This is a genomic window from Dyadobacter sp. 3J3 (genome assembly GCF_009801115.1).
GTDB lineage: Bacteria > Bacteroidota > Bacteroidia > Cytophagales > Spirosomataceae > Dyadobacter.
This window is the reverse complement of record NZ_VTOL01000006.1, coordinates 372,772-389,268: the sequence shown is the minus strand read 5'-3', so window position 1 is coordinate 389,268 and position 16,497 is coordinate 372,772. Positions and strand designations below refer to the sequence as shown.

Annotated in this window: 9 protein-coding genes; 3 read left to right on the top strand and 6 right to left on the bottom strand. The window is 40.4% G+C overall.

From position 1 onward, the window contains the following. Positions 1–57: 57 nt before the first annotated feature. The 6 genes from FZF08_RS15595 to FZF08_RS15570 form a co-directional block, all read right to left on the bottom strand. Entirely contained in the window at positions 58–1,119 is a 1,062-nt protein-coding gene (locus FZF08_RS15595) for an AraC family transcriptional regulator (protein ID WP_159470316.1), read from the bottom strand. Between the two features lie 834 nt (positions 1,120–1,953). Further along, complete coding sequence (locus FZF08_RS15590; protein WP_159470314.1) at positions 1,954–2,856, bottom strand: metallophosphoesterase; 903 nt, start codon at positions 2,854–2,856, stop codon at positions 1,954–1,956. 60 nt (positions 2,857–2,916) lie between these two features. Further along, a complete protein-coding gene (locus tag FZF08_RS15585) occupies positions 2,917–4,677 on the bottom strand; it encodes a RagB/SusD family nutrient uptake outer membrane protein (RefSeq protein ID WP_159470311.1) in 1,761 nt (586 codons plus the stop codon). Positions 4,678–4,688: 11 nt separating this feature from the next. Further along, complete coding sequence (locus FZF08_RS15580; protein WP_159470309.1) at positions 4,689–8,228, bottom strand: TonB-dependent receptor; 3,540 nt, start codon at positions 8,226–8,228, stop codon at positions 4,689–4,691. A gap of 93 nt (positions 8,229–8,321) precedes the next feature. Continuing rightward, positions 8,322–9,296: a FecR family protein gene (locus FZF08_RS15575; RefSeq protein ID WP_159470307.1), complete on the bottom strand. Its 975-nt coding sequence runs from the start codon at positions 9,294–9,296 to the stop codon at positions 8,322–8,324. A 74-nt stretch (positions 9,297–9,370) separates the two neighbouring features. Further along, the gene (locus FZF08_RS15570) at positions 9,371–9,964 is read right to left on the bottom strand and encodes a sigma-70 family RNA polymerase sigma factor (RefSeq protein WP_159470305.1); all 594 of its coding nucleotides are present in this window, start codon (positions 9,962–9,964) and stop codon (positions 9,371–9,373) included. 949 nt (positions 9,965–10,913) lie between these two features. Here FZF08_RS15570 and FZF08_RS15565 point away from each other — a divergent pair. From FZF08_RS15565 to FZF08_RS15555, 3 genes are all read left to right on the top strand, one after another. Beyond that, positions 10,914–11,504 carry an RNA polymerase sigma factor gene (locus FZF08_RS15565; protein ID WP_229216554.1) on the top strand — a complete coding sequence of 197 codons (591 nt, stop codon included), beginning with the start codon at positions 10,914–10,916 and terminating at the stop codon, positions 11,502–11,504. 94 nt (positions 11,505–11,598) lie between these two features. Further along, positions 11,599–12,687, top strand: a complete 1,089-nt coding sequence (locus tag FZF08_RS15560) for a FecR family protein (RefSeq protein ID WP_159470301.1) — start codon at positions 11,599–11,601, stop codon at positions 12,685–12,687. Positions 12,688–12,901: 214 nt separating this feature from the next. Then, complete coding sequence (locus tag FZF08_RS15555) at positions 12,902–16,471, top strand: TonB-dependent receptor (RefSeq protein WP_159470299.1); 3,570 nt, start codon at positions 12,902–12,904, stop codon at positions 16,469–16,471. The last annotated feature ends 26 nt before the right edge of the window (positions 16,472–16,497 follow it).

The following is a 16,497-nucleotide window of genomic DNA, read 5'->3' as shown; positions in this document are numbered from 1 at the left end:
AAACTAGCTAAGGCTTTGAAATCGAAAGTAGTGTAAATAGTATATGGTAGTACGGATTTATAAATCCGGAGTAATTGACTGTTGATAGACACTTGGTGTGGTGCCCCTGATTTTTTTGAATGTGGCAAAAAAAGTTGACTTGGAATTAAATCCTACTTCATCACCAATTGCTTCAATGGTAATGTTTGTTGTTTGTGATAGCAGCGTACAGGCTTCGTTGATTCGGTATTCATTTACGAATAGTGTGAAATTCTTTTCAATATTTTCATTCAATATACGTGAAAGATAATGGCCGGAAATATTGATTTCCCGGGCAACATCATTAACCTTCAGGTTTGGGTTTTTGAAAAGACTTTTTTCAGTCATGGCTTTTTGCAGCCGCTCAATGATTTGCTCAACTTCTTTCAGGTCTGTCTTCCTGTCAGCAGATTTATTATTAGAGCCGGAAAAAAGATCATTTGTTTTTTTGCGATTAATCAGAATAAAAACTACCAGATAAATAATCAGAGAAAACCACAGGGCACCGATAATATAACTTCCTTTCGTAATGTTCAAAATCGCCCAAACGTAAAATAAAAACAAGATCGTAATCGCTCCGCAGATAGCCAGCACCAATTTCTCGGAAGATTTTATTGTTTCACCTTTGATAATTTTCCTTGTAATAGAAGAGATTAAAATTAAAGAAATTCCCATAAACACGCCCCATTGAAGATATATCAACGGAATAATGTATTTGCCCCAAAACTGAGGATGGTATTGATAGGGATAAGTCAAACCGATCGATAATATGACCAACAACCAGAAAAATAGCTGAATCAGCCATGCACGGGGTATTTTCCGGATCTGCTTAATTTCGGCCTTCGTAAACATATACACCAGCGGCCCAATAAAAAAGCAAGCAGTAAGCCCTATCTGTAAATAGATTTTTGGCAAATTATAATCAAAAAAGTAAGCAGCCGATTTACCAACTCTGATGCTAATCATCAGCAAAATTGCAGCCAGCAAATAACCCGAAAAATGTTTTTTAGGTCTGAGAAAGAAAAGGTATAAGCTAAGAATCAATCCGTTGAATGCTCCCAGGCAGCTAAAAAAGAATAAGGCTTTGTCACTAGAATTCATACTTACTTAAATTGCTTGAACTGGAATTTATCATTCCTAACTAAACTTTTTGAAAACTGAGTTTTGTGCAGGCACCGATGTAACCTGTCATCTCACCGCCAAGAGAAAAAATAGGTTCGTTTTTTGAGATTTCAACAGCCAATGCTTATGTGTAAATTATAATCAAACTCATTATTGAATCTTTCCCTTGGAACACGGCAAGAGTACTCTTTTACGGTGGATAAAATCTATTAACCCAGAAAGCTCAAAAGCTGTAATATCTTCTTTGGGATCAAATTTTACGAAATAAGTATTATTACCTCCAATGCGTGTGATTGTATTTTGTAAATAGTTCTTTCATTTTTTTAGACAGGTTTGTGGTTTTCAAACAACCTTGTAGTGAAATATGACTCCCGATTACAACGATTAGCTACCTCATTCAATATAATGCAAGAATATCTCTTATCTTTATTATTAAATATCATGGCATTTTTATGGTAGTCAATTTGCACAGTTTGGTTGTCGCCCCATCGCATATTTAAATCCATTAACCAATCATATTGATGTTGCGTTTTTGCGCGTCCATGCTCACAATCTGCAATATGGGTGGGATAATCCGCCGTGGCTCCGCAGATCCTATCAAACAGTACAGCTATTTAAACATTATCCGACGAAGGTACCGATTGAAAAGAAAATAAAAATGCAAGCAATAATAAAAACAATTGCTCCTAAAACAACAACCAGTCAACGAATAAAAAAATCAAAAGTAGTTTGAAGTACATACCATTGACTAAAATTAATTTGAAGTCATCTTTCTTTTTTTGTGACAATAAGAAGTCAGGGATACTTAAGCCATTAATAAGTGACATACCTTTCATCGAAGCTGCCGTCAGCAAATAAATCCAGTATACCATAACCAGGGGCCGTTTGTCTTCGGCTTCCATCCCACCAGGCTCCGCTTACTGCGCCGTTACAGATGTAGGTGACGCTGTTGTAAACAACTTTGTCGCGTAAGTGTATATGTCCGCTCAGGCAAAGTTTTACATTGGGATGTTGGTAAAACAAATTAATAATTTTTGAAGTATCCGTGTGCATGTCGCCTCCCAGCATCTGCCACTTGTTGACCACATTATCCTCAATCATCAGTGTGGCAGTCAGGATCGGGATGTGCGATAAAATAAGTACCGGCATGTTGCCGTTAGTTATTTTCAATTCGTTTTCAAGCCACGAAAATTGCTTCTCCCCAAGCTTACCGATATACCACGTATCGTCGATGTCCAGATGGACACTGTCCAGAATAATAAATTTCCAACCGCCTTTTTCAAAACTGTAATAAGGATTCTCAAGGTGCAGCTGATTGAGAGAATACTGCTTTCCATAAACGGCCTGTCCTCTATTGTTTTCATTCCACCAGATATCATGGTTGCCCAGACAATACTGAACAGGAATGCTATTTTCCGATTTCATAATGCCATTGAAGAGGTTCCATTGATCGTCGATTGTGTGAATATTTTCCTTATTCATATCAAAAACTATATCACCTCCATTGAGTATCATATCTACTTTGGGAGTTTGATTTTGAACATGATGCAGACATTTCACAAATTTTGCCGGGGCTTCAAATTCATTTTTCAAATGCACATCGGTTATGTGGGCAATTCTAATAGCCGGTTTCTTCCCCTTTTCCGGCAAACTGGAAATTAAAGGTTGGGTTAAAAGTAAACCACCAAGATTTTTAAGGACTGATCTTCTTTCCATTGTATTCATTAGTTGAAATATTCAGCAGCTACACGGAAATCTGTGTAGCTGCCATAAATTTTACCAGTTTGGATTTTGTTTCAAATTTTGATTTAAAAGCAGGTCTTGTGTTGGCAAAGGATAAAGGTAATCCCTGTCTTCATTGAACTTTTTGGGTGTTCCTGGATTGACAACGATATTGCCGCCTGCCGTTCCATTTTCCAGTGTAACATCTGTACCCAGTTTTAAAAATTGCGTATCCTGGATGCCGGGCTGCGTTCCGGTATACAATACCAGATCCGTTTTACCATCGCCATCCAAATCATAATTTCCTGCACCCGGAAAATAGGCTCCTTTAAATTGCTGAGCGAGTAAATGTCCCTCTTTCCAGCGCATCAGATCATTCCAGCGGAAACCTTCCATGACAAGCTCTATCCTGCGCTCTCTTCTGATCTCTAAAATAATCCCTGCATTACTTCCTTTCACCTGCGTGTACTGGGAGGTCAGGTATGGATCCGGATTTGCATTAGCAGTCGTTAAATTCAAAGCAGGCATGCCTACCCTATCCCGAATCCGCTTTATAGACTTTTCAAGGTCAGCCTGGGTAAGTGTGGAAAGTTCGGCTTTGGCTTCTGCAAAATTCAACAAAACTTCCGCATATCTGAAAATCGGCAGCGGGTTTGGAGATTTTCCGTTGGCATCGTTAGCAGCCGCAGTCACAAATTTTGTAAGCTGGTAACCTGTCACTGTTCCACTGTACGATGGAGGTAACACCGTAGCACCATCCACCCTTTTATACCCGGCGGTGCGTATCGTTTGCGAAAGACGTGGATCCCGGTCCTTTGTTTCATCAGAAAATCCTAACTTTTCGTATCCCGCCTTATCGGTAAACCGCGAGCCATCTTTCATCAGATAGCTGTTGACCAGTTTCTTCTCCAGCCCAGGCTTTCCAAAAGATGGAGAAACCGTGTAGTAATTTACGTTATGAAAAATCTGCATACTGGCACTGTAAGGTCTGGCCAGAATAATTTCTGTTGTATTGACGGTTAATGCATGAAAAAGATCTGTATAAGCTATGTCGGGCGAAGTACTGTAAATACTGTATGGCCCCTTGTCAATCACCTGTTCGGCAGCCTCGGCTGCCTGCTTTAAAAAACGATCCGAATCTGGCAGTTTAAATTCAGTATGGTATTTTCTGAATGTACCTTCAAATAAACACAAACGAGATTTCAGCGCAAGTGCTGTCCATTTGTTCACCTCCGTGGAAGATTGGTTAGTCGTTAAATGCGCGATGGCAAAATCAATATCGACCAGCACAGAATCCATTACGACCGTCCTTGAGTCTCTGCCTTTGGAAAGCAATTCCGTATCTGTGGCCTCGATGGGTTTTGAATACCAGGGCACATCACCATAGCGGGCAACCATGTTGGCATAAAAATAGGCCCGGAAAAATTTGGCCGTTGCCACATATTTGTCTGAAATAGCAGGAGAAATACCTCCGCGCTGATAATTCTGTAAAAAGTAATTTACGTTACGTAAAGTTTCCCAGCTCCATCCTCCACCTGAAACGGGCACGGTACGGTTCCCGGTAAGTTTCGGATCAAGTGAGTTCAGGATAATGTTGTCGCTGTTTTCAGTATATAAACTGGTAAAAGCCTTTTCCTCACCATCTGCATAGGGAAGCATGCTGTCGTAAAATGACAGAACAAATAATCTCAGTTCATTTTCTGTTGCAAAACTGTTGTCTGGAGATATCTGCGAGAGCGGCTGCAAATCCAGTGAATTCGAGCAAGCTGATAAAAAGACAAGGCTCACAAGAGCGATATATAGGATCTTTTTCATTGGAGTTTTTATTAAAATGTTATGTCAAGGCCAAGAGTATACGTTTTCATAAACGGATAAGCCCTTCCACCAACGTCTGAACCATCAGGCGTAATCTGTTCAGGATCGATATACCTGGATTTGAGTTTTGTCAAAGTGAAAAGATTTTGTCCGGTGAAGAAAAACCGCATACGCTCAATTTTCCATTTTTTAATGACAGAAGCCGGAAGATTATAACCTACCGTCGCGTTTTTGAGCTTTACGTAAGCCAGGTTTTGCAGATATTTATCATTGTTGTTATAAAGTTCTCCGCCTGAATAGGCTGCATATCCGCGGTTGATCGGAAAGTAAGAATTCGGATTTTCAGGTGTCCATAACTTGCTTTCAAAATCTTTTGGGATAAAGGAGGAATATGGCCGTCCAAATGTTCCCCAGAACATCCCTGCTTCGGTATTTGGATACCAGTTTTGCTTGCCAATTCCCTGAAAGAAAACAGAAACATCAAAATTAAACCAGTTAAAACCCGCGTTTACACCAAAAGAATAACGTGGAAGCGAGTTGCCGATCTTACGCAAATCGCCATGATCGCCTAATGTATTTTTTCCGTTATTAATAATACCATCGCCATTTGTATCCTTGTATTTCAAGTCACCTGCATGCAGTGTGCTCCATTCGCCCGGTGAGCCTGTGCGCTGATCATCTACAAAATCCTGGTTTATTTTCCAGCCCTGAGCTTCGTCAGCAGATTTAAAGAATCCATCCATACTGTATCCCCAAATTTCGCCGAGCTGCTGACCTTTGTAAAAGTTGTTCAGTAAATTGTTGGGGTTATCAAATTTGGTAATTTTTGCTTTGTAGTCTGACAACACAAGTCCAAGGTTATATCCAAAAGGTTTTCCCGCCAGCGTACTATTATCCCGCCAGTTTATGGAAAGATCCCAGCCTTTGGTTACCATATCTCCGGCATTTTGCTTGGGTGACGCAGCTCCATAAACGGATGGAAGCGTTTTGCCACTTATAAGCATATCCGTTGTTTTACGGCTATACCAGTCAAAAGATGCCTGAAGTCGGTTGCGAAGGAACGCCATATCTGCGCCGATGTTCAGCGATGTGGACTTTTCCCAGGTAAAATCCGGTACGACAGGAACCGGCGAGTTCAGGGTCTGCGTCTGCGTACCGTCAACAATCCATTTGGATAAAGTAGAATTAATAACCGGAATATAAGGATATAGATTGCTGCTTCCCGTACCAACATCCTGATTACCCAGCGTTCCATAAGAAGCTCTGAACTTGAATTCAGAAACAGCTGGTTTTAAAGCTTTGAAAAAACCCTCTTCACTGATTCTCCACCCGGCAGAAACCGATGGGAAAAACCCAAAGCGGCTGCTGCTCGGAAACCTGGAGGTACCATCATACCGGCCGTTGACCTCCAGAAGATATTTGTCTGCGTAATCATAGTTCAGTCTCCCGAAATAACCCATCAGAGCCCATTCACTTGCATTACCACCTGCCTGCTGGGTTCCTGTGCCCAGGTCAATCTGGTTCAGATCTTCGGAAAGAAGATTCTGGCGCATCGTTGTGTTGGTCTTGTAGCGCTGCACCTCGTAATTATAACCTCCTGTAAACTTGAAATTATGCGACTGAACCTTCTTCTCATAAGACCCGTAAAGATTTACTGAATGATGCTGGTCCAGCTTAGTGGTTTCATTCAACTGGTCGTAACCTTCATAATTTACAATGCCGGGATTAATCGACCAGGGTATCCGGGTTTTTCTTTGAAAATCGGAATACGGACTTAACTGAAATGCATAATTACCATTTAACACAAGTCCGGGAATAATATTGGCACTGAAACCAATGGTATTGGTCATGTCATAGTTTTTAGTCCCGCCAAAACTTTTCCCGTTTTGAAGGTCTGCATATTCATTCGCACCGTAATTGTTCAGATTGGTCCTGTACGTAAAAGTCCCGTCGGGATTTTGTGGCACATAAGCAGCCATGGCGTGATTGTAAAGGCCGGGATTGTTGGAGTTATATCCGTTGGCAGGCCATGTATAGTTATTTGTGGCAAACTGGGTGTTGGAAAATACCGTCAGCCATTTGGTAAGGTGGGCATTTATTTTGGCTCTGAAATTATAGGCATTATAAATATCCTCACGCAAACTCGACTGATAAATCCCCTTTTGTTTGTAATATCTGCCTGATATCAAAAAGTCGATTTTGTCGTTCCCGCCAGTAATGTTGATATGATGTTCCATCGAGGGCGTATTTTTTTTGTAAAGAAAATGCCACCAGTCGGTACTTCCATAATAAACATATTGATTCTGGCCATTTCTGTTCTGAACAACCACCTGCGGCAATGACTTGTCGGTCTGGCGTAATTTCAGCTGGGCATAATCGTCGGCCGTATAACCACTGTAACTGTTTCCGACATTGCGTGAAAAAGCTTCATCAACCAGCCGGAGATGGGTATAACCATCTGTAATAAAATCCGTTTTGGTAGAAACCTGCTGTGTACTGAAATTACTTCCGTAGCTGATCGAAACTTTTCCTTCCTTTGCTTTTTTTGTGGTAACCAGAATAACACCAAAAGCGGCTCTGGCTCCGTACACTGCGGCCGAAGCAGCATCTTTTAAAACAGAAACCGTTTCAACGTCATGTGGATTCAACATGTTAATATCTCCTGGAACCCCGTCAATAAGCACCAGCGGTGAGCCGCTCACATTATTTACAGAAGCATAGCCACGGACATTGTATTTACCTTTACTGCCCGGATGCCCGTCCCCAAAAGTGATATTCAGGTTAGGAACCGCTCCCTGCAACGCCTGCGCAATACCGGCAACAGGCCTGTCCTCAAAAACTTTGGAATCAACCTGGCTGACAGCACCGGTAAGATTCACTTTCTTTTGCGTTCCATAACCAATCACAACCACTTCATTCAGTCCGGTAAGCCCTGGCAATAGTTTAAAGTTCAATCCGGCCGATTCACCTTCTTTTATTGAAATCCCGGTCAGCGTCTGACTCAGGTAAGAAATATAACTGATGGCAACTGTATACGTACCGGCCGGTAACGTAAGCTGATAATTTCCATTTTCATCACTTTGGATTCCCAGGTTAAGCTCAGCCACTTTGATGGTTGCGCCCGGTAGCGGAAGCCCTTTTTCATCTACCACTTTTCCGGTAAGTTTTCCTGGCTGCTGTTTAATTTCTGTTTTTGCGAGTGGATTAATAACGATGATACCGTTAATTTCCTGAAAACCTATAGGCACAGACTGGAACAATCTATTCAATACAACTTCTAGGGTTTCGTTCTGAATACTGAAACCGGGCGTGTTATACTTGCTTAAAAATGCTTTATCATAAGCAAAACTGATTTTGTTTTCCTCTTTAATTTTCAGGATTGCTTCCTCGATAGTCTTATTTTTAATACCAAATGAAATGCGTTTTTCCAGCATTTTTCCGTTATCAGAAGCATATCCCGGATTGGCAAATACCAGTGCTAAGAGTATCCCAATTAAAACAAAAGTAAATTTCCTTGTTTTAATGATGGCCTTGTTAAAATTTAATTTCATACATTGTAAAGCTTTTGAATTGTGAAATGATTTGAAGCTTTGCCGTTACAGCGGCAATTACGGGAGACGGTTGTTACAGCAACTGTCTCTTTTTTATTTGTAAATCTGTATGGTTCCCCTCCTTTCTTTAATTTTTAAGTGATGAATGGCGGCAATTACCTCCAACGCCTTCAGGTAAGGCATTGAAGTATTTATAGTGACAGTAAAATGTTTGGATTTTATAGACTGCAAGGGTGTCTCAAGATGTACCCCGTAATTTTTGTTCATTAATACAGCCATGTCGTCGAAGGATGCGTCATTTAACACCAGATCTCCCTGTTGCCAGGAGCGCTCCTGCTCATTAAATGGATAAAGGCTAACTTTGTTTTGCCGCTTATCTAACGATAGCTCCCTACCCTTTAAAAGGAACTCAACCGGCTTCCCAACGGCCATAACACCGACTTTTCCTCTTATCACAGCTACCGTTATTTTATTTAATTTAGCGTAAGCTTTAATATTGAAAGCAGTCCCCAAAACCTGGGTTGTCAAAACACCACTTTTGATTATAAAAGGCCGGGCCGCGTCATGTTTCACATCGAAGAAAACTTCACCATCGATAATTTCTATATTTCTTTTATGAGAGAAGTCGTTTTGAAAACGGATCGTAGATCCTCCATTAAGAAGCAAAGAGGATCCGTCAGGAAGCTGTAGTGCCCTCCGTTCACCAGCGTTTGTGCGAACCAGGGTATAAGCGCTATTATCTGCCTGAGAACTGTTGCGGCTTTTGAATACAGCTGCGTTATTTTTTTGCCATACAAAAAGCCCAATCGTTCCAAGTACCAGAACAGACGCCGCGATTTGCAGCCAAAGGTAATTGAGCTTTCTGATTCCGGGTTCGGTTGCGGTGAGCCGCGGTGCAATGGCCAGCCATATCTCCATTTTCACTTTTTCCTCCTTCGCCTCGTCCATCTGAACAGGTTCCTGGTCATCCAGTTTTTGATACCAGTTTTCTACGCGTTCATTTTCACAAACAGAATTTTCTGCTTTGAGGTAACGGGTTAACAGATCTTTTAGCTTGGCGCTTTTCATGGATTATTGCTTTTGACCTATTATCCGGTCAAATCGCTTTTGGTACCATGAAGCTATGTTAACATACTGTTAAGTTATAAAAACATCAACAAAAGTGGCAGAAAGGAAAGCTTATGTGTAACAGAGGGATCAAGTAAAATATCTCTTAGGCGTTTTAGCGCATGTGTGATCTGATTTTTTACGGTTTGCTCTGATAAATTGAGTTTGAGGGAAATTTCCGGAATCGATTGATCCTGCTCCCGGCTCATTCTGAAAATAATCTTCATTTTTTCGGGCAGCGTGTCAATGGCATCGTTGATGCCTTGCCTAAGTTCTTCGTTCTCCAATAAACTTTCAGGATTTTCAAAGTCCGGAGAATCCAACAGGTCTGCTCTTTTTATCGGGGATGAGCTATTGGTATAGAAGCTGATGATCCGGTATTTTATGGCCGTAAACAAATACCTTCCTATGTCTGCTGCCTCTGCGATTTGTATAGAATTTCTTCGGTTCCAAAACGATACCATTACCTCCTGTATCATGTCTTTGGCTTCATCCTCATCAACATCTTTGCAAGCTCTGACGTAAAGGGCTTTCCAGTAACGTTCATACAGTATACGAAACGCTTCCTTGTCATCTGTACGGATTGCATCAAACAAGTTAATATCATTTTCAGTTGAACGATCAGCCATAAAGGCAAAATTAGATCGTTAATTTGTTCTTTATAGATAAACTAATGTTATGATTTTATTAAACTGATGCCATTTACGGTTCCTTTTGAAAAAAACCGATAAGTAGATGACAAAAATTTATAACCATCAAATCTGATTGATTTAGAGAGCTTAATAATAAGTTACATATGAATAAAAGGCGATAAATAAACATACTTGTGGCTTTATACCATGCCTTTTGGTTATGATGGGAATATTTGATTTAGGTATACTCCAAATTTGTAACAACATACAAATGCTATAATTGATCAGCAAATGAGTTTTGTATTATTTCAATATCCTGCAAATGAGTGTTTTCTATGTCAAAGCCACTAGATTTAATTGCTTTTAAGAACATTTTCTTTGCCATCGATGCTTATAGTCGTTTTTTTTGGAATGATACAATAATTAAAAAATCCTACTAATTCTGCACCCTGACAAATAGCATCGCTCGCCTTTTATTTATACTAAAATCTCTTAATTTTTATGCAATAAATTTAAAGTTGTTTCTACGAAATCTTGTTTTCATTAAGCTGTCTAATCCATTCCGACAAATTCCTTTTTTACTATCAATGAATCAATAAACTCTTTTCCAAAACATTCTATAAACCGAAGAATCAAATTTATTGGTTCCTGCAATTTGAGTTTCCTCGCTAAAGGTTATAAATAACTACGGAAACGCAACATATTAATAACCAATGCCTAACATAAATGTGGTACACAAACCAGTCTACACGTTACCCATGATGCATGGCATAAAGAACCCGACGCGGAGCATTGGCGGCATAACCTGAACGCATTGTTATCAAAGCGCTGAAATAAAAATATATCAATATATGATATAAAAATGATAATATCCGCAAAGTTTAGAGATTTAAATTGTTATATTCTTATAAAATTTAATATTTTTGAGGAAAATAAAACTTTATTCTTGACGTCAACTTCCAAACATACTGAGGATAAAATGTTGTGGCTAGCCTTTAAAGAAGGCGATGAAAGAGCCTTTACAACGCTGTATCACAAATATGTACATGTTCTGTATGGATATGGAAAAAAACTTATATCCGATCAGGAAGCCGTTCAGGATATTGTTCAAGAGCTTTTTATAGACATATGGCAAAGCCGCAGCCGACTGTCCGACGTGGAATCTCCCAAATTTTATCTGTTTAGAGCGCTCCGCAGACGGATCCATAAGTCACTCAATGGCAAGCACATCAATCAGAATTGGGATAATATAGATGAGGGTATTCATCCCGTTGACTTGCCAAAAGAATATCAGATCATTGAACAGGAAGATTTCCAAAGACAAAAAGAAGAATTGGACAGCTGGCTTAAAAGCCTCCCAGAGCGTCAATACGAAGTTTTAATGCTTCGTTATTATCAGGACTTCACTTATACCGAAATCTCAGAAATACTTTCCATTAATGAACAATCCGTTCGTAACTTAATCCAGAGGGCAGTTTTGAAGCTGCGCCATCTTACCATTTCCACATTATTTGCAGGGATATTTTTATTTTTTTAGAAATATTTTCATTGAAGTGAGTTAAACTTAATTCCTTTTTCCTCTTTCTAAACAAAGGGTAAGTTTAATAATATATTTAAATAATGCTATCATCATGAATTACTACCAGTTTGAAGTAACGGACTTTTTGGAAGACGACTACTTCAAGGCCTGGGTTTACGGCGCAACGCCTGAAATGAATATTTTCTGGAATGAATTTCTAATTCAGTATCCTGAAAAATCAGACATGATAACCAATGCAAAATCCATTTTACTCCAAATCAAATGGGAGTTGGAAAATGAATTTCCAGGCGAAATAACCGTTGAAAATATGCTGGCCAGTATCCAGGGGCAAATGCATAAAAGTCCAACCAGAATACTTTACCGCTGGCTGAGCATCTCTGCTGCGGCGGCTGTGCTGATTTTTTCAATCAGCTGGTTTTTAAAACCGGAAATACAAAGAAATACAAGCACCTATAAAAAACTTATTGCCCACTCGCAAACAAAGCTTATTGAAAAGACTAATACCACTGATAAACCTGAGTTTATAGTTCTTCCCGATAGCAGCTTGATTGTACTGCACCCCAAAAGCAGTATCAGTTATGCTATGGATTTTGAAAAAGATAATAAACGTGAGGTGTACCTGTCAGGAGAAGCATTTTTTAATGTGAAAAAAAATCCGGACAAGCCATTTTTTGTATACGCAAATGAGCTAATAACCAAAGTTCTCGGTACGAGTTTTCTAATTAAAGCTTTTGACCACGATAAAGATGTTGAAGTGGCCGTGAAAACCGGAAAGGTCTCTGTTTTTACAAGAGCGGATCAGGATGCTGAGAAAAACCTGTCCAGTGCAAGTCTTACCGGTGTGATTATTACACCAAATCAAAAGGTAATGTTTTCAAGACAGGAGCTGAAAATAAAAAAGCTATTAGTTGACACGCCAGAAATCATTGCCTCAACGATACTGCCCGCCCCAATGCTCAAATTTCAGGATGAAAAAGTTTCTCAAATTTTCAGTAACCTTGAACAGACTTATGGAATTGATATTGTTTACGACGAAGAATTATTAGGCAAATGTCTGCTGACAGCCTCCTTCACTAATGAAAACCTTTACGAAAAAATTGATATGATATGCAAAGGCATTGAAGCAAAATATGAAGTGGAAGGTGCTCAGGTTGTCATTACTGGCAGAGGATGCCATTGAAAATATTAAAAAAATCAACCACATAACATATTACTCATCAATTAATCTTTCCTAACCATTCATTATGACCTAATTAACAGAATAAAAAAAGGTTGATGATGTTTGCACCATCACCAACCCAATCGTTTCTCCTCAGTACGAATTGCATCCGTTCTCAGCGGATGGAGGATTTGTTTTGTCCATTTTTCAAGTTCAACAAAACTTAAGTAAAGTTATGAAAAAATTGTATCCTAACTATGCTCATTGGCAGATCATTATGAGATTCAGTTGTACGCAACTCATCATTGCAGCACTACTGTCGACTATTTCCATGGCACGGGTAAGCGAAGCACAGGAAATTCTGAACAATCGTGTCACGATTCAAATGCAGAATCAGGACATACGTAAAGTGCTGACAACGCTTGAAGAACAAGCAAAAGTTAAATTTCTGTACAGTTCAAGTTTAATCAAATCAGAAAGAAAAATATCTGTAAACCTTCAGCAGCAGCAGCTTGGTGAAGCCTTAAAAACAATTTTAAGTCCCCTTCAACTGGACTTTGAGGTTTCAGGGAAACAGATTATCCTCAAACGCGTCAAGTTAAAAACTGAGATGCTTACGCCGCAGCAAGCCAAAAGCATTACAGTAGAACGCACTATTTCCGGCGTGGTTTCGGATGGCAGCGGCTCGGGCCTGCCCGGTGTTTCGGTTGTTGTTAAAGGTTCTTCACGCGGAGCCAATACCGATGCGGACGGATCATACAAAATAGGCGCTCCGGATGGAAATCTGACGCTGACGTTCAGCTTTGTAGGCTTCACCTCCAAAGACGTTGATGTACCCGCCAGCCAAAGCACCGTAAATGTAACGCTGACCCAGGATGAAAAACTGCTGAGTGAAGTGGTGGTTGTGGGGTATGGAACAGCCAGAAAAAAGGATTTGACCGGCGCAGTTTCCGTTGTCAAAGTAGCGGAACTTACCGAGCAGCCTAATTCCAACCTTGCCAACCAGCTTCAGGGACGCGCCTCAGGTGTAACTGTCCTTACTTCCGGACAACCTGGACAAGCTCCTCAGGTCCGAATCCGCGGGATTAACTCCTTTGGAAACAATACCCCCCTTTATGTGGTTGACGGTGTACCAACACAGGATATAAACAACCTGAACCCGAATGACGTCGCAACCATGCAGGTATTAAAAGATGCAGGATCTGCGTCAATTTACGGCTCACGTGCATCCAATGGTGTTGTAGTAATAACGACAAAACGCGGTACAGGAAAAGTAAAAATCACCTACGATGCCTATTATGGTACGCAGACTGTTAAAAAAGGAAATGTTTATGATATCCTTTCGTCACAAGGAATGGCGGACCTGAAATTTCTTGCGCTGAAAAATTCAGGTGCTACCATTAACGATCCTCAATACGGAAGTGGTGCAACGCCTGTTTTGCCGGATTATATTGTTCCAACAGGAGTAAAAGAAGGCGACGTAGATTTTTCCAAGTATTATGTCAATCCGAATTATACGGACAAAGCCGATATGGATTCTTTTAACCGTATCGTAAAAGCAAATAAACAAGGCACTGATTGGTTTCATGAAGTATTTCACAATGCGCCTATCCAAAGCCACAACTTATCGGTTAGCGGCGGCGGTACTGATGGAGGGTACTTCTTTTCCTTCAGCCATTTTAACCAAAAGGGTAATTTGATGAACACGTATCTGAAACGATACACTCTTCGCTCAAACAGTCAATACAATGTAAGCAAACATATCCGTGTAGGTGAAAATATTATCTTGCAGCTGGTCGACAATCCAAGAACAGACATATTACAAGAAGGCGGCGGTATTGGTATGGCCTACCGTATGCAGCCAATTATTCCTGTCTATGATGTTCAGGGAAACTATGCGGGTTCTTTCGGCAGCGGTCTTGGTAATGCAAAAAATCCTGTCGCAATCCGCGATCGTGCACGAAATAACAAAGGCCTCACCAATGGTGTTTTTGGTAATATGTTCGCTGAAATCGATTTTCTGAAAGACTTTACCGTTCGCTCCAATTTCGGTGGCAGCTATTACTCACAAAGAGGAAATTCGTTCAGCTATCCGGAGTGGGAAAACTCTGAAAATACAACAACCAATTCCTATACAGAATATGCCAATACCGGCTTTAACTGGACCTGGACGAACACGGTTTCTTACGAGCATTCATTTAACGATAAACACTCTGTCAAAGTCCTTGCAGGAACTGAGGCATATAATAATTCAGGCAGAGAAGTGGGTGGTACCTCACAGAGCTACTTTTCCTTTGATCCTAACTATACTATTCTTTCCACCGGATCAGGCACACCAACAAATTACAGTGCGAAATTTGCAGATGCCTTATTCTCATACTTTGGAAGAATTGATTACAATTTCAAAGATCGCTACTTATTAAGCGGTACAATCCGCCGTGATGGTTCATCGCGTTTCACAAATCAATTTGGATGGTTCCCCGCTGTTAGTGCAGGATGGCGTATCAAGGAGGAAAACTTTATGAAGGAAGTAACCTGGATAACAGACTTGAAAATACGCGGAGGTTACGGCATCATGGGAAATCAGTTCAATGTGAACCCATCCAATGCTTTCACTACTTTTGGCTTAAACAGAAGTAACTCCTTTTATGACATAAAAGGAACAGGAAACAGCACTGTACAAGGCTTTCAGAGAACACGGGTAGGAAACCCGAACGCCAAATGGGAAAGTAACATCAACTCGAATATTGGTATTGACGCGACTTTGTTTAATGGCGCAATTGATCTTACGATTGATTATTACCAAAAAAATATCAACGATCTGTTGTTTTCTCCTGAGCTTGCCGGTACGGTTGGACAAGGAACAGCACCAGCGGTCAACATTGGAAAAATGGCGAACAAAGGGATCGATCTATCGATTTTTGGAGAAAAAATTATATCCAAGGATTTCAAAATCAATGCTACTGCGACGCTGACAACGTATAATAACAAGATTAAGAGAATCACCGATGGTGCTACCTATTTTGATCAGGAAGGAAGAAGATTTAACGGTAGTAACATCGTTCGTAACGCAGTAGATCATTCGATCGGTCAGTTCTTCGGTTATCAAATAGACGGGTTCTGGAATACTCAGGCAGAAATTGATCAGGCAGATGCAAGTGCAAAAGAAAAATCAGGAAATACTGACGCGGTGTACCAAAATGAAGTGAAGGTAGGACGCTTCCGTTATAAGGATACCAACGGTGACGGGATGATCACTTCTGACGACCGTACATTCCTCGGCAATCCAAGCCCGAAATTCAGTTACGGTCTAAATATCGGAGCCAATTACAAAGGTTTTGATTTTGGAATTTTCTTCTACGGTGTACAAGGCAACCAGATCTGGAATAACCTTAAATGGTGGAATGACTTCTATACAAACTTCCAGGGGGCAAAAAGCAGCACGGCTTTGTATGATTCCTGGAGACCTGATCATACCAATGCAACGGCGCCGATCCAGGAAAATACGGGTTCTTTCAGTACAACCAATGTTCCAAACTCTTACTACGTGGAAAAAGGATCTTACCTGCGTGCAAAAAATGCTCAGCTAGGTTATACCCTGCCGAAAAGCCTGACGAGGAACTGGAAAATCGAAAAGTTGCGTGTATATGTGCAGACAGCGAATTTGTTTACAATTACCAAATATACAGGTCCGGATCCGGAAGTTGGCCAAAGCCAGGTGGATGGTTCTACTGCTTTTGGTCTGGATGAAGGCGTTTATCCTAATACACGTCAATTCCTGATTGGTTTAAATCTGACATTCTAATACCTGTATACTTTAACAGAAAAAAG

Coding starts and splice junctions, on each gene's coding strand:
- FZF08_RS15595 (WP_159470316.1), bottom strand. CDS start 1,119: ATGAATTCTAGTGACAAAGCCTTATTCTTTTTTAGCTGCCTGGGAGCA.
- FZF08_RS15590 (WP_159470314.1), bottom strand. CDS start 2,856: ATGGAAAGAAGATCAGTCCTTAAAAATCTTGGTGGTTTACTTTTAACC.
- FZF08_RS15585 (WP_159470311.1), bottom strand. CDS start 4,677: ATGAAAAAGATCCTATATATCGCTCTTGTGAGCCTTGTCTTTTTATCA.
- FZF08_RS15580 (WP_159470309.1), bottom strand. CDS start 8,228: ATGAAATTAAATTTTAACAAGGCCATCATTAAAACAAGGAAATTTACT.
- FZF08_RS15575 (WP_159470307.1), bottom strand. CDS start 9,296: ATGAAAAGCGCCAAGCTAAAAGATCTGTTAACCCGTTACCTCAAAGCA.
- FZF08_RS15570 (WP_159470305.1), bottom strand. CDS start 9,964: ATGGCTGATCGTTCAACTGAAAATGATATTAACTTGTTTGATGCAATC.
- FZF08_RS15560 (WP_159470301.1), top strand. CDS start 11,599: ATGAATTACTACCAGTTTGAAGTAACGGACTTTTTGGAAGACGACTAC.
- FZF08_RS15555 (WP_159470299.1), top strand. CDS start 12,902: ATGAAAAAATTGTATCCTAACTATGCTCATTGGCAGATCATTATGAGA.